Here is a 14,324-nt window from a genome sequence, read left to right as displayed (position 1 = left end):
CTCTTGCCACCACGCCATGGCCACAGGGTGCCAGGTAATCGCGCGATTGCGAACAGTAATCGCCGAGGGACTAGGAGAACCCACGCCGATATTGCGCGGCGCCGGGGCTGATCCCTTGGCGCCGGTACGTCCCCATCGTCAGGGCGCCTGGAACCAGGCGTTGATCGTGTCGTACGTCCGGCCGGAGATGGGGTCGCTCGGCAGGTAGATGCGAAACTGGCCGCGGCCGCCCAGGTGGCCGGACTCGGGGGAGACCGCGCGCATGTGGCCCTCCTTCGTGACGATGATCGCCGAGTCGGCGGCGATCACGACGTGGCCGGTCCGCCGGGCGACGTTCAGGGGATGGCCGCCGGTTCCGATGTCGCAGTTGGCCAGCAGGATGACGTCGCTCGGCTTCAGCTTCGGCAGGTTCAGGAGGAGGTCCGAGACCTGCGCCGCGTCCAGGGTCTGGTCGCCGATCTTGTTTCCCCGCTCCGAGCCGTGCCCGTCCACGTAGAGGGCACCGTCGATGCGCCGCACCTTGCGTGCGGAGGAGGCCAGGCCGGCGTCGTGCGGGTGGTCGAGGTCGCGCAGCCAGACACCCGCGTCGGTCTCCTCGACGTGCCGCTTGAGATGGTGGTTCAGCTCGGCGGTGAGCGGCGGTTTCATCCGCGGCAGCCGCAGCGCCATCGAGTCGGCGCTGCGGCCCTGGGGGACCTGGATGGCCAGGAGGTGCCGCTCACCGAACGACTCCTGCACGGCCAGCACCTTCAGCCTGACCCCGGACCTGAACAGCGCGTGGGCGGGCTTGCCCGACAGGTCCTCGACGTCGGCGTACTCGCTCGCTCTGATCGTCAACCGGACGCTGTCCGGCAGATCGCCCAGCTTGCCGGGATCGTCGACGCCCTCCAGGAGCCCGTGGAAGACGACCTCCTCGCCCGGCCGGACGGCGCGCGGCAGCCAGTCCGCGGGAACGCGGGCGGAGACGTGGCCCGACGTGGTCGCCCTGGCGGCGAGTTCGGCGTCGGCCCTGTCGAGCATCGCCTCGGCCGAGGGGACAAGTGCGGGGTCGTCCGCGCGCCCGACGGCCAGTTCGTTCACCTGGCGCAGGTTGACGCCCTCCAGGAGGTGGGGCAGAGCGGGAACCTGATTGCCGGGCGGCCGCCACGGCGTCTCCCGGAAGTCGGGGACCAGCGGCGAGTGGTCGTGCAGCGGGCCGAGATCGAGCGGAGCGTCCGGGGCCACCTGGTTGATCAGGTCGAGGTGCTTCTGGTACCGGTCGGTGAGGCCGTACCTCTCGTACTCCGGTCGCAGCGCCTCGAACCTGGCGCGGAGCGCGGCGCTGTCGGCCTCGGTGAGCAGCGCCTGGCCCGGCACGAGGTGTTCCATGCGCGGGTTGCCCATCGAATGCGTTGTGGACAGGTCCGTGGGGGTGATCCAGGCGTGCAGCGCCCGCCTGTTCAGTTCGTGCCGCAGGGACGCCGGCACGGCGCGCGTCTCGTCGTTCCAGTGCCACGGGCTGATGCGGTGCTCGTACACGACGGTGGGCGCGGCCCGGTAGACGCCTTGTACGCCATCCATGGTGGCGTGCGCCGCATGGGCGCGCCCCTCGAACTCGTCCGCCTCGGCGATGGTGGAGAACTCGTGACGCAGGGCCCTGGTTCCGTCGTTGAACGTCACCACCTCCGCCCTGTTCCCGGTCAGCGACACCACGTCGCTCTCGCGGATGCCGGTGGCCAGGGCGGCGCGGAGCCGGTCGCTGCCGTGCGTCTGGTACACGGTGCCATCGCTCGCCCGGTGGACCGCGGGGCCGTCCAGACCGAGCGCACGCCGGGCCAGCGCGGACTCCAGCGCGTCGGCGGCGGCCCTGCCGGTCAGTGCCAGTGCCTGCGATCCGTCGCCGAACGTGACGACGCGCCCCAGATCGGATTCGCGCGTGGCCACGATGTCGTCGAGGTTGTCCACCAGCCGCTGTACGGGGTCCACAAGGGGGCGTCCCGCGCCTGGCGGGGTGGTGTCCCTGAGGTCGGCGGCCAGCTCGGCGAGCCGCTCGGCCCGGTCGTTGAGCTGCCGCGTGGTGATCTCGGGCAGGGTCTCGTCGGGACGGACCTTGAAGATGGAGTCGGTGCCGACCGCGTTGTCCGCGATCATCCGCAGGGAGGCGGTGATCCGCCGGTGCGACTCCGCCAGACCCGCGTCCGCGAAGTCGAGCCCCAGCATTCTCACTTTGCGCTGGATCCTGACGACGTCCGCCGGCGAGAGCGGATTGGCCGCCCACCCCTCCGGGAGGGTGCCCACCTCGCGGATGAACAGCCGGCTCATCAGCTTGGCCATGGCGGGCCGCGGCATGAGGGCGGCCTCGCCGCCCAGCGCGTCCAGCAGAACGGGGTCGTCCTTGAACAGGGCGCCGAGCAGCCCGGCCAGGACGCCGTCGCGAGTGGCCACGGTGCCGGGCAGGTTCCACTCCTCGCCGATCCAGCTCATGTGGTTCGGATCGCCGTACACCCATTCGAGCAGCAGCCGGGTGTCTCCGATGGGGTGGACCGAGGGCATCTTGAGTCCGAACTCCTCGCCGAGCGAGGCGACCAGCACCTTGGCGTCTCTGGCCTCCCGGGTGGGGAAGTCGATGCGCATGGCGAGCGAGCCGTCGGAGAGCGTGACCCTGGCGCTGTCGATACCGGCGGGCTCCCACGGGCCCTTCGTCCCTTTGGCGGCTGCCTGACTGAACTCGGACTGGGGCCGCGGCGGGTTGCCGGCCGACCGGTCCTGGCCCCAGTTGAGCATGCTCTCGATCCGGCCGCGGGGCTCGGCGCGCGGGGCATCGGTGACCTGCGGCTCGAAGCGCTGCCAGCGGCCTTCTAACGGGCCGCGATACCCCTGGGCGGTGCCGTACGGCATGCCGTTGTCGGCGGCGACCACGACGCGGCCCGTACGGTCGGCCAGGTCCTGCAGCAGCAGGGCGTCATGGCGGGCGTGCGGCCCGAACATCCGCAGCGCGGCGTCCGGCTGGGCCGTCAGCCGCCGGTCCTCGCGCAGCACGCTCGCCAGGTCGGCGGCGTCGATGTGGATGCCGCGGCCCGGTACGAGTTCGCGCAGAGCGGGTGGTACGTCGGCGGGCAGCCGGCGGAAGCCGCCGACCAGGAAGCCGTCGGAGCTGGCGCGGATGCCGATGTCCACGTGGCCGGGCAGCGGCGGGCGGCGTCTCATGTCGCCCGTGACGCTCATGTCGGTGCTTTCCCGGTTACGGAACCACAGGCCGGACCAGGTCTCCTCCCTGAAGTGGCGGGTGAGGAACTGCTGACGCTGCGCGGCCGCCTCTCCGGGGCGCGGAACCGGGTCGTGGCGGGAACCGGCGGGATCGAGTCCGCCTGAGAGCGCCGGATCCTCGGCACCGTGGCGCCACCCGGCCAGGTCGGTCGCGTCGGACCTGTCCGCGGAGAAGGGCTCAGCGTGTCGCGGGTCGGACGAGTGCCGCGGATCGAGCGGCTGACGCGGGTCGGGCGGCAGGGTGTCGGGGCCTCCGCGAGGGTCCCGGCCTCCGTAGGTGTCGGAGCCTCCGCGAGGGTCCGGGCCTCCGTGGGGATCGGGGCCTCCGCGGGTGTCGGGGAGCGGCGGGCCGTCGCCGCCTGATCTGCCGAGGTGTGGGTTCCAGCTGGCCCAGTGCGCGTCCGCGGCGCCGATGGCGCCGGAGGAGACGCCCTTGAGCAGCCGTTCCAGGTCGAACGGCTCGTCATCGAACGCCTGCAGGGTCGCGTCGGTCATGCCACCCGCCGCGCCGGAGGCGAGCATGAAGCCCAGCAACGTTCGCGGCGGCGCGAGCCAGGTCGCTCCGGTCAGGAACACGCCGTTCAGCGCGCCGGTGCCCAGCGAGGTCAGCGCCTGGCCCCAGTCGATCTTGTCGCGCCGCTCCTGGCCGGCCTGCACACCCAGGTCCATCGCGAGCATCAGGCCGCCGAACAGCCCGATGTTGAACAGCAGCCGCTTGGCCAGCTGCCTGACGATCGCGCGGGTGAAGCGGGCGCGCCACCCCGCGGCCGCCAGCCCGGTCCCGGCCGTGGCCGGGTTCGCGATGACCGGCACCAGTGTCCACAGCTGGAAGATCAGGAACGCGATCGACAGCTTGATCAGCCGCTTGGTGTACTGGACCTGCACGCCGAGGTCGTTCAGCGCCATCGCCATCCCCGCGAGGCGCTTCAGCAGGTTGGCCTCGCTTTCGCCGACCTTGAGCGAGGCGTTCCCGACGAAGGCCTGGAGCGCTTCGCCGTCCCAGATGTCTCGATCGGGAACGGGGACGCCACTGCCCTCCGCGACCCGGTAGGCCGCATCCGCCAGCGCGTCGGCCAGCGTGAACAGCTTGGACTCGTCGCCCTCGGGCCAGTCCATGCCGACGGCCCAGCCGATCCACGGCCGCATCCAGCCGGGTATCTCCCCGTCGAGCAGCACCGCCCGTCAGGTCCCGGGGTGCTCTGCGACCTGGTAGTTCGCAGCCGTCACCTGTATATCGTCGCCGACGCCCTCAAGCCGGTCGATGTGGTCGTTGAAGGCGTTGATGACGCCGTCGCGCATGCCGGGGAAATCCTTCTCCATCTGGGCGCCGTACTGGTCATGCCCCATCGGCCGCCCTGCCGCCGCGAACGCCTCGCGTACGTCGTGCAGGATGCCCCGGATGCGCTCGGCCTCCTCGGCGGAAGCCCTCCCGTGCTGACGGATGCCGTGCGGCCGCGCGTTGTAACCGGAGACCGTCATTCCTTGGCCGCCGCCCGCCGAAGCTCGTCGAGGAGCTCGAACTCCTCGGCGGTCAGATCGGCCGCCACGCTCAGGGTGCCGTCCGAGGTGTGCATAGTGATCGGCTCAGGCCGCTCGTCCTGGTCCGGGAGGACCTCGAAGAGCGGAGGCCGCCGGTCTTCCGCGCTCATGCCTCGAATCTACAGGGCGCACTCCCGGTTGCTCGAACCAGTGGATCGTGCCCGATTCCGAAGCGGGCTTCAAGACGTGGCGGCGCGAGCAGGGCCACCGCCAGCTTGCCGAGGTGGCAGCGATAGTGGCCGCTGCAGGTGCCACGGCTGAAGGATGAGCCGATGAGCAAGACGATCATCTATGTCATCACCTGCGAGAACGAGCGGTGGGTGTCGCGTTGTCCCACCGGGGAGACGGAGGGAGTCGGTGTGGCCGGCTCCTTGTCGCAGCTGGAGCGTGATTTGGCGGAGATCCACGCATGGGCTTGGCCGGAGAACACCCCTGGCGTGGAGTTCGTCTTCGACTTGCCTGAGGACGTGGCCGTGCTGGTGGCCGAAAACAGTCATGAACGGGAGTTGGCCGAACCCCACGCCAAGCGCGCCGCGGAGCTGGCCGTCAAGACCGCGAAGGCTCTCACGAGCCACTGGTCGGAGCCGGACACGGCACGTGTCATGGGCCTGTCGAAGCAGCGCGTCCATCAATTGAAGGTCAGTGCCTGACACGGAGTCATGAGCCTCCCACCGAATCCGAGAGAACCGCGGCCCCGAGCCTCACTCCGGGCTGCGGTCCACGGCGGGTCGCCAGCCGAGTTCGGGGCCCAGCCGGGTGGCCATGTCGGTGAGGATCTGCACGTAGTCCTCATGCTCGAAGGTGAACGGCAGCGCGAACGCCACCTCGTCGATCTCCCGGAAGGCGGCGTGCGCGTACAGCCGCTCGGCGATCTCGGCCGAACTGCCCACGAGGTCGGGTGCGAACATCATGCGGGCCGGCCCCTGCGGCGTGGCGGTGCGGGGCATGCGCTTGTCGGCGTACGCCTGATACCTGGCTCGCTGCTCCGGCGTGGCCGTGTCCGTGGGGATGACGACCAGGCCCTGGGAGACGCGGGCCCGCTCGCCGTCGGGGTGCCGCGCGCGGAACGCCCGTACGTGGGAGAGCTGGATCTCGGCGAAGTCCTCCGACTCCTCCGCCTTCACGACGCTGCTGGTCAGGAAGTTCATGGCGTGCTCACCCGCCCAGGCGGCCGAGCGGAGGCTGGCGCCGCCGTACCACATGCGGGCGCCCAGGCCGGGCGAGTGGGGCTGGACCCGATCGGAGAAGACCTCGAAGCCCTCGACGCCGCTGAAGTCGGTGGCCGGCTCGCCGCGGACGAAGGACAGCAGCCGCCGCACCCGTTCGTAGCTGAAGTCCTCCTGGTCGGCGGTGCCGGGGTGGAGCGCGTCCTTGACCTGGTCGTAGTGGAGCGGCGGGCCGACGCTGACGCCCGGGTTGAGCCGGCCGCCGGCCAGGATGTCCACCGTGGCCAGGTCTTCGGCGAGCCGCAGCGGGTTCTCCCAGCCGAGGGGGATGACCGCGGTGCCCAGCTCGATACGGGTGGTGCGCTGGGAGGCCGCCGCCAGGACGGCGACGGGGGAGGAGATGCCGTACTGGAGGTGACGGTGGCGCACCCACGCGCTGTCGAAGCCCAGCCGCTCGCCCAGCTCGATGATCCGCAGCGTCGACTCGTGGCCGGGGCGCGGGTCGTCCCCGTCGAACAGCCCGATCGTCAGGAAACCCAGCTTGCGCAGCGGTCGCGTGGGTAGCGGCACGGTGGTTCCTCCTCCTCGTCATTCCTGGCAGCGGAGAATAGCCGCGGGCTCAGCGCGTCCGCGCCACCGGGTCGCCGTTGTCGGGCCGCTCCGGGCGAGACGCCCGCGCGCCGGAGCCGGTGATGTAGGCGTCACGGATCACCCCGTTCACCATCGCGCTGTCGCCGGGGTCAATGGTCGTCCCGTTCTTCGACGGGTTGCTGAGACGGATGGCGTCGGAGGAAGTCCGCTCGATCTGGATGTCGTCTTGTTGATGACGCACACGGCCGGCTCGTCCGCCGTCATCGAGCGGCGGGTGGCGATTGATAAGGAAGGTGGCCTTGGTCGCACCCACCCGGCGTCGGGTGGGGATGCTCCGCGATAGCGCCGGGGCGTCGGTGGCGCCGACCCCTGGGCGGGGGCCGAGCGCCACCGGCGCGCACGCGTCAGCGGAAGTCGGACACGCGGAACACGGCCATCATGTCCTTGGTCCTGACCCCGGAGTAGAAGGACGCCTCGGCGCCCACCCAGCCACGGAAGGCGCCGCTGTCGTCGATGATCTGCTCAAGCGGCTTGATGTGGGAGTTGCCCGAGTAGCAGAACTGCTTGGCTTCCATGGCCAGGCAGGTGCACCAGTGCCACAGGGTGTCGCGGCGATCGCGGTTGGAGACCTTGACGAGGTAGTACTGGATGGAGCTGACGTTCGCCTTGGTGCCGCCGCCGACGTTGGGGCAACCGCCGGACTTCTGGCAGGCGCCCGGGGACGACGGCTGCAGGTACGTCAGGCACCAGGTCGTCGTGGCGCAGTTGCGGAAGGAGGACTGCTTGAAGACCTGGCCGTCCGACTTCACGATGTGGTTGCCCGCCCAGGAGACCAGGTCCTGCTTGAGCGTTCCGGAGAAGGCTCGCACGGAGCTCATCGCGCGGCGAGTGGTGAGCGAGGCGTTGCTCCCGTAGCCGTATCCGTTGGTGGCCAGGCTGCTGCCGGCGAACTGCAGCTGGGCGAGCTTGCCGTCAGGCGACAGCTTCACGCGCCACTTCTCGGTCCAGGTCTGGGCGATCTTCCACCTGATGCTCAGTACGTCGCCCGCCACGGTGTACGTCCCCGTCCGGGATTCGTCCGGAGCGCCGGTGAAGCCGGCGGCGGTCAGTACGTCGCAGGCGCGTACGCGGGTGCTGGAGCCGCCCGCCTTGGTCGCGCAGCTCGAATCCGGGACGACACCGGTTTTCTGCCTGCCCTCGGGGTTGCGCTGCCACCAGAGGTAGGTGTTCGCGCTGACGGTGCCGCCGGCCTTGAACTGGTACGTACCCAGACGCACCCAGTTCTGAGTGGACCCGGCGCGCAGGAAGCCCTGCGAGACCACAAAGTTGGCCTTCCCGCCGGGCAAGGATGACTGGGATGGTGCGGCGCTGGCCGAACTGGCCACGGTGGCCAACATGGTGAGCGTCGCGAGCACGGCGGTGAGAACTGCGCGCACGGAAAACCTCCTTGAATACGGTCTTTACCGATTCTTGCCCATGCGGTCCTCCCATACCTCACTGTTTGACTTATGTTCATAGCCGTAAGTCACGATTGTTGGAACTCCCGGTCCGCGGCTTCAGGCCGGCAGACCGGCGAGCCAGCCGGTCAGGATCTCGTTGACCTCCGCGGTGCGTTCCTGCTGGACCCAGTGACCGCAGCCGTCGAGGATGTGTGAGGAGACCAGGCCCGGCAGGGTCGTCGGGAACGCCTTGATGGCGCCGGCCAGCCAGGTGGCGGTGGAGGCGTCCAGCGCGCCGCCGATGAACAGGGACGGCTGGGGGATGGGGGCGCCGTCGAAGCCGGCGAGGTCTTCCCAGTCCCGGTCCATGTTCCGGTAGCGGTTGAGCGCCCCGCTCATGCCGGTCCGCTCGAACTCCGCGGCGTAGACGTCGAGGTCGTCCTCACTGAGCCAGGCGGGCAGCCGATCGGTGGGGAAGCGCTCGCGCAGCGTCCCGCCCCGGGAGACGAGAAGCGGATGGGGGGCGTCAGCGGGCGGCATGGTGTCGGCGGACAGGGCGGCGTAGAGGCCGGCGAGCCAGCCGCGGACGTCGGGCTCGATCTCGGCCTCGGCCCGGCCGGGCGCCTGGAAGTAGCCGACATAGAACTCCTCCTCCCCGCCCATGCGCGCGAACATCTCGCTGGGCCGCGGCCCGCCGCGCGGGGTGTACGGCACGCTGAGCAGCCCGACCGCGCGGAAGACGTCCGGCCTGACCAGGGCGGAGTTGGCGGCGATGGGCGCGCCCCAGTCGTGGCCCACGATCACCGCCGTCCGCTCGCCCAGGGCGTGCACCACGTCGACGTTGTCCTCGACCAGGTCGAGCATCCGGTACGCGGCTATGTCCGCGGGCTTGGAGGAGCGGCCATAGCCACGTACATCGATCGCGACGGCCCGATAGCCGGCCGCGGCCAGCGCCGACAGCTGGTGGCGCCAGGAATACCAGGACTCAGGAAAGCCGTGCACCAAGAGCACCAGCGGCCCGGAGCCCTGCTCCACCAGGTGGACGCGGCCGGCGCGCGTCATGACCAGCCGATGTGTGAGCTCCGTGACTGAAGCGGGTGGCATCATCGATCCTCCAAGGCTTGTGGGCTTCGTGTCCGAAGCGGTCGCACCATCGATCTTCCACGACTTTCGATCCTGCCCGGCCGAGTGCCACCACCGGCCGGCGGCTTTCGCGGGAATCATCCGGGAGACCGTGGGGTCGCCGCGAATCGTGTTGCCACTTCGGCAAAGCCGCTCGGGATACCATGCCCGCGTCGATTCGGGATCGGCGCGTTCGGTGCCAGGGAGGTCGATTGGGATCAGCGCGCTCGGCGCCAGAGAGACGGGCTGACGCCGCGGGCGCGCTTGAAGGCCACACTGAAGGCGAACGGGTCCTCGTACCCGACCGCACGGGCCGCCGCGGCGATGCTCATGTCGGTGTCGCGCAGCAGGTCCGACGCCAAGGTCATCCGCCAGCCGGTGAGATAGGTGAGCGGGGGTTCGCCGACCAGGTCGGTGAAGCGGGCGGCGAAGGCGGCGCGGGACATGCCGACCTTGGCGGCCAGCCCGGCGACCGTCCACCGGTGCGCGGGATCCTCGTGGAGCAGACGCAGCGCGTCGCCGATGGCGGGCACGGTCAGGGCCCGATACCAGGCGGGGGATGCCGCCTGCGGGGTGGCGCACCAGGCCCGCAGCGCCAGTACGAGCACCAGATCCAGCAGCCGGCCCAGGACGGCGTCCTGACCGGGCTCCTCGCGGGCGATCTCGGCGGCGAGCAGATCCAGCGCTGCCCGGGTACGGGGACCGGCGGGGATGACCGCGAGCGGCGGGAGCATGGTCAGCAGGCGGTCGCCCACGTCGCCATAGAGGTCGTAGCCGCCCCGGATCATGGTCGTGGCCCCGGGCAGACCGTCGCCGTAGGTGCGGGGAGCCAGCCTCCGCTGGGCTCCAGGCGGCACTTCGCTCCCGTCGAGAAGCTGTTTCCTGCCCTGGTACAGCATGACCTGGGGCGGGGTGGACGGGTCGTCGGCGATCGTGTGACGACCGGTGCCGCTGATGAGGGCGAGGTCGCCCGCGGACAGGAGTGCCGGTGCGGCATCGGTCTCGTCGAGGCGGACCGACGCGTGGCCGCCGAGCGTGGCCACGATCGTGAGCGGAGGAGCGTCGGCGAAGGTCAGTGACCACGGTGGCCGCTGGATCAGCTGCCTGATCGTCGCGTTGCCGGCGCGGGCCCGATGCAGCAGATCGCTCAGGACGTCCATGAGGCCCACCGTAGACGATCACAAAGGTATCCCCGACTTTCTCCCATGGACCGTCTTGGCCTCCCTAGAGTTCGCTAGGCACATGACGAACATCCTTATCTTGGGCGGCGGCAACGGGAAGACCGGCCGCCGCATCGCCCAGCGCCTCCGGGACGCCGGCCAGCCGGTACGCACAGCGTCACGCGCCACCGGTGACATCCGCCTCGACCTGGGCGACCCGGCGACGTGGGCACCCGCGCTCGACGGCATCACCGCGGCCTACGTCATGGAGCCCAGCCTGCAGACCGGCGCCGAGGGCCGGGAGCGCATCCCCAGGTTCGTGTCCGAAGCGGTCGCCGCGGGTGTACGGCGGCTGGTGCTGCTGACCGCCTCCGGCGCCGACCAGATCGACGATCATCCCCTCAAGGCGGCGGAGCAGGCCGTGCGCGGCTCCGGTGTGAACTGGACCATCCTGCGGCCGGACTGGTTCGCGCAGAACTTCAGCGAAGGTCCCTGGCTGCCAGGGGTCATGGCGGGAACCCTGGCCCTGCCCACCGGCGACGGCCGCGTTCCGTTCATCGACGCCGAGGACATCGCCGCGGTCGCCGCGGCGGCGCTGACGGAAGACCGCCACAACGGCCAGATCTACCAGCTGACCGGCCCGCGGGCGATCGGCTTCGGTGAGGCGGCGGACCTGATCGGCAAGGCCGCCGGGCGCACGGTCCGGTACGTCGACATCGCGCCCGAAGTCTTCGTCGAGCGTCAGGTCTCCTTCGGCGTTCCGCCCGAGGTCGCGCGGCTGCTCGCCGGCGTCCTGGTCGCCATCCGCGACGGCCGGGGCGCCGAGGTCTCCGGCGATGTGGAACGAGCCCTCGGTCGCCGGCCCAGGCCCTTCGAGGACTACGTCACCGAAACCGCCGCGGCCGGTCCCTGGAACTGATCGAGCGCCGACCATGGTGGTGGGCACCATGTCACGCGGAGTCCGGTGGGCGCCGCGTTGACATGGTGCCCACCGAACCCGGCGTGACGGTGGCCCTGGAAGGGGAGCCGCGCGAGACGTGCCGCAGGCGATGAGCGAACATGTCGCGAGTGATAGGCGGACATGTCGCGGGGTACGAGCGGACATGTCGCGGTTACGAGCGGACGTGTCGCGGGTTATGAGTGGCGAGGAAGGCTCCAGCTGTGCGGCGACTGAGTGTGCCGGGCGAGTTGGCCCGGCCCCTGCGGGGTCATCTGCGTCTTGGCGATCCGGCGCACGGGCCCGACGCGATCGAGGTGAACTCGCGCCACCTGACCCGTGGGGGCAGGCCGTGGTTTCCGGTCATGGGCGAGTTCCACTACGGCCGTTATCCAGCGGGCGAGTGGCGGGAGGAGCTGCTCAAGGTGCGGGCAGGGGGAGTGACGGCTGTCTCCACCTATGTGTTCTGGAACCTGCACGAGGAGCGGCGCGGTGTGTTCGACTGGACGGGCGACCGTGACCTGCGCCGGTTTGTGATGACGTGTGCGGAGCTCGGGCTGGACGTGGTCGTACGGATCGGCCCGTGGGGTCACGGTGAGTCTCGCTACGGGGGATTCCCTGACTGGGTGCTCGCGGTGGACATGCGCACCGTGCTGGAGACGAAGTGAGCGCCCGCTGCCGCCGATGACCTCTCCTTCGAGGTCCCCCGACCCGTGGTAGGCGGAAGCATCGACTATCATTGCAAATGAAACACAGTCATTGCATATATTGCAACAAGCCCGCAATGTACTTCGACTCCAGCGCCTATGAGGGATGACCGGCCGATGAGACCCGCAGACGTGCTCGCGATCGGCGAGACCATGGTGATGGTCACCCCGACCGCCGGCGGCCGCCTCGACGCGGACAGCAGCTTCATCCTGCGCCCCGGCGGCGCGGAGTCCAATGTCGCCGCACTGCTCGCCCAGCTCGGCCACACCACGGCCTGGGCCGGCGCGGTCGGCCGCGATCCGCTCGGCGACCTCGTGGTCGACTCGCTCCGCGCCCGCGGCGTGGACGTCGGCCTCGTCCATCGCGACGACGAGCGGCCCACCGCCGTTTACTTCAAGGACCCGACCACTTCGGGCACCTCCGTCTACTACTACCGGCGCGGCTCGGCCGCCTCGGTCATGACCGTCGCCGACGTCGCGCGCTGGGCCGCGCGGCCGGCGAGGGTGACGCACATCTCCGGCATCACCGCGGCGATCTCCCCGCAGTGCCTGGAGCTGACCAGGCACATCGTGTTCGATCGGCCGCTGCGGCCGTCCGTGGTGAGCTTCGACGTCAACCACCGGCCGCGCCTGTGGGACGGCGCCGACGCCGCGTCGGTGCTGCTGGAGCTGGCGCAGCGGGCCGACATCGTCTTCGTCGGCCGCGACGAGGCGGCGGCCCTGTGGGGCACCACGGACGCCGAAAGCGTGCGCGCGCTGCTCGGCGGGCCCACGTACCTGATCGTCAAGGACGCCGCGATCGAGGCGGTCGGCTTCACTCCGACGGGGGTGCACCGGGCGCCGTCCCTGCCGGTCGAGGTCATCGACGCGGTCGGCGCGGGTGACGCGTTCGCGGCCGGGTGGCTGAGCGGGTTCCTGGACGGCCGCGACGAGGTCACGCGGCTGCGTCTGGGGCACTACGCGGCCTCCCGGGTGCTGATGTCCCCGGCCGACCTGGCCGATCTTCCCCCCGCTGACGAGGTCGTCTCGCTGCTCGCGGAAGCGGAAGGAGGGCACCACCTTGTCGCAGACCGTCGCCCGTGCCATTGACATCATCGGGTTCGTCTCCGTACGGCATCGCTCGCTCGGTGAGATCGCCGAGCACCTGGGCGTGCACAAGTCGACCGCGCTGCGGCTGCTGCAGACGCTGGAGGAGGGCGGTTTCGTGCGGCGCGTCCCCGGCAGCATGTACGGCATGGGCTTCCAGCTCATCGCGCTCGGCCAACTGGCCCTCGATCAGGTGGAGGCCCGTTCCCTCGCACACCCGATCCTGCACGAGCTGAGCGAGAGGTATGGCCACACGGTCCACCTCGGCGAGCTGGCCGGAGACCAGGTCGTCTACGTCGACAAGATCGACGGCCGGGGCAGCGTAGCGATGGGCTCGCGCATCGGGCTGCCCGCCCAGCTCCACAGCGCGGCCGTCGCGAAGATCATCCTCGCCTATCAGGACGACAAGACCCGGGCGCGCGTCCTCGCGCACGCCACCTTCACCCGCTTCACCCCCACGACCATCACCACCGCCGAAGACCTTGAGGCCGACCTCGCCCGCGCCAGGGGACGGGGCTGGGCCGAGGACGACGGCGAGCACGAGGACTACATCAACTGCGTGGCCCTGCCGGTGTTCGACGCCCGCGGCAAGGTCACCCACGGCATCTCCATCACCGCTCTTCGAGCGGTCGCGCCGCTGGAAGAGCTGCGCGCGCACATCGACCAATACCGCGACGCGGCCCACGAGATCTCCAAGACCCTGGGCTGGACAGGAGACCAACATGGACGCCGCTGAGTTCTTCGGCAGCCACCTCGACCGCAACCCGGTCCTCGGCATCTTCCGCAACCTCGACCCTCAGGCCACCGTGCGGATGTGCGAGCGCGCCTGGGAGTCCGGCATCGAGCTCATCGAGGTGCCCGTGCAGACGGCCGACGCGTACCCGTCGCTGCGCGCGGCGCTGGACGCGGCCAGGGCGAACGGGAAGAGCGTCGGCGCGGGCACGGTGACCACGGCAGAGCAGCTGGCGGCCGTCAGCGAGCTGGGCGCCGCCTTCACGGTCGCGCCCGGACTGCATCCCGAGGTCGCGACGGAATCGCTGCGGCTCGGACTACCGCACCTGCCGGGTGTGGCCACCTCCACGGAGATCGCCGCCGCGCTGGCCCGCGGCTTCACCTGGCTGAAGGCGTTCCCCGCGGCGCAGCTCGGCGCCGATTGGATCAAGGCGCAGCTAGCGCCGTTCCCCGGAGTCGGCTTCGTCGCGACGGGGGGCATCGACGCGTCCAACGCCGCCGCCTTCCTCGCGGCCGGATGCCGGGGTGTCGCCATGGGCTCGGCGCTGAACGACCCGGACGCCCTGGAACGGCTGCGCAAGGTGACGGATGGTTGACCG

14 protein-coding genes are annotated in these 14,324 nt (G+C 70.5%); 6 read left to right on the top strand and 8 right to left on the bottom strand.

Features of this window, described 5'->3' with window-relative positions:
* Window positions 1–138: 138 nt before the first annotated feature.
* The 3 genes from AB0J16_RS25815 to AB0J16_RS25805 are packed head-to-tail and all read right to left on the bottom strand — an operon-like array spanning window position 139 to window position 4,895.
* Entirely contained in the window at window positions 139–4,422 is a 4,284-nt protein-coding gene (locus tag AB0J16_RS25815; protein WP_358544032.1) for a hypothetical protein, read from the bottom strand.
* Between the two features lie 6 nt (window positions 4,423–4,428).
* Window positions 4,429–4,725, bottom strand: a complete 297-nt coding sequence (locus AB0J16_RS25810) for a hypothetical protein (RefSeq protein WP_358544030.1) — start codon at window positions 4,723–4,725, stop codon at window positions 4,429–4,431.
* Window positions 4,722–4,895 (bottom strand): hypothetical protein, encoded by a 174-nt coding sequence (locus AB0J16_RS25805; RefSeq protein ID WP_358544028.1) that lies wholly within the window; start codon window positions 4,893–4,895, stop codon window positions 4,722–4,724. The genes AB0J16_RS25810 and AB0J16_RS25805 overlap by 4 nt, the downstream gene beginning before the upstream one ends.
* Window positions 4,896–5,057: 162 nt before the next feature.
* Between AB0J16_RS25805 and AB0J16_RS25800 the strand changes: the two genes are divergently transcribed.
* Window positions 5,058–5,435, top strand: coding sequence for a hypothetical protein (locus tag AB0J16_RS25800; protein ID WP_358544026.1), 378 nt, complete (start codon window positions 5,058–5,060; stop codon window positions 5,433–5,435).
* A gap of 51 nt (window positions 5,436–5,486) precedes the next feature.
* Here AB0J16_RS25800 and AB0J16_RS25795 read toward each other — a convergent pair whose 3' ends face one another.
* The 5 genes from AB0J16_RS25795 to AB0J16_RS25775 all read right to left on the bottom strand — a co-directional run bounded on the left by AB0J16_RS25795 (window position 5,487) and on the right by AB0J16_RS25775 (window position 10,263).
* Window positions 5,487–6,521: an LLM class flavin-dependent oxidoreductase gene (locus tag AB0J16_RS25795; RefSeq protein WP_358544023.1), complete on the bottom strand. Its 1,035-nt coding sequence runs from the start codon at window positions 6,519–6,521 to the stop codon at window positions 5,487–5,489.
* A gap of 49 nt (window positions 6,522–6,570) precedes the next feature.
* Window positions 6,571–6,855 (bottom strand): hypothetical protein, encoded by a 285-nt coding sequence (locus AB0J16_RS25790; RefSeq protein WP_358544021.1) that lies wholly within the window; start codon window positions 6,853–6,855, stop codon window positions 6,571–6,573.
* Window positions 6,856–6,946: 91 nt separating this feature from the next.
* The gene (locus tag AB0J16_RS25785) at window positions 6,947–7,978 is read right to left on the bottom strand and encodes a hypothetical protein (RefSeq protein ID WP_358544019.1); all 1,032 of its coding nucleotides are present in this window, start codon (window positions 7,976–7,978) and stop codon (window positions 6,947–6,949) included.
* A 120-nt stretch (window positions 7,979–8,098) separates the two neighbouring features.
* On the bottom strand, window positions 8,099–9,043 hold the full coding sequence (locus AB0J16_RS25780; RefSeq protein ID WP_358544017.1) for an alpha/beta hydrolase: 945 nt from the start codon (window positions 9,041–9,043) through the stop codon (window positions 8,099–8,101).
* A gap of 278 nt (window positions 9,044–9,321) precedes the next feature.
* Window positions 9,322–10,263 (bottom strand): AraC family transcriptional regulator, encoded by a 942-nt coding sequence (locus AB0J16_RS25775; RefSeq protein ID WP_358544015.1) that lies wholly within the window; start codon window positions 10,261–10,263, stop codon window positions 9,322–9,324.
* Between the two features lie 82 nt (window positions 10,264–10,345).
* Here AB0J16_RS25775 and AB0J16_RS25770 point away from each other — a divergent pair, with 82 nt between their 5' ends.
* The 5 genes from AB0J16_RS25770 to AB0J16_RS25750 all read left to right on the top strand — a co-directional run bounded on the left by AB0J16_RS25770 (window position 10,346) and on the right by AB0J16_RS25750 (window position 14,321).
* Window positions 10,346–11,182, top strand: a complete 837-nt coding sequence (locus AB0J16_RS25770; protein WP_358544013.1) for an NAD(P)H-binding protein — start codon at window positions 10,346–10,348, stop codon at window positions 11,180–11,182.
* A gap of 242 nt (window positions 11,183–11,424) precedes the next feature.
* A complete protein-coding gene (locus AB0J16_RS25765) occupies window positions 11,425–11,868 on the top strand; it encodes a beta-galactosidase (protein ID WP_358544011.1) in 444 nt (147 codons plus the stop codon).
* Window positions 11,869–12,024: 156 nt separating this feature from the next.
* The gene (locus AB0J16_RS25760; protein WP_358544009.1) at window positions 12,025–12,996 is read left to right on the top strand and encodes a sugar kinase; all 972 of its coding nucleotides are present in this window, start codon (window positions 12,025–12,027) and stop codon (window positions 12,994–12,996) included.
* The gene (locus AB0J16_RS25755) at window positions 12,968–13,729 is read left to right on the top strand and encodes an IclR family transcriptional regulator (RefSeq protein WP_358544006.1); all 762 of its coding nucleotides are present in this window, start codon (window positions 12,968–12,970) and stop codon (window positions 13,727–13,729) included. Before AB0J16_RS25760 ends, AB0J16_RS25755 begins: the two co-directional genes overlap by 29 nt.
* Window positions 13,716–14,321: a bifunctional 4-hydroxy-2-oxoglutarate aldolase/2-dehydro-3-deoxy-phosphogluconate aldolase gene (locus tag AB0J16_RS25750; protein ID WP_358544004.1), complete on the top strand. Its 606-nt coding sequence runs from the start codon at window positions 13,716–13,718 to the stop codon at window positions 14,319–14,321. The genes AB0J16_RS25755 and AB0J16_RS25750 overlap by 14 nt, the downstream gene beginning before the upstream one ends.
* Window positions 14,322–14,324 lie beyond the last annotated feature (3 nt).

It is taken from the genome of Nonomuraea sp. NPDC049750 (assembly GCF_040659625.1).
Classification (GTDB): Bacteria; Actinomycetota; Actinomycetes; order Streptosporangiales; family Streptosporangiaceae; genus Nonomuraea.
This window is presented reverse-complemented; position numbering and strand designations above follow the sequence as displayed.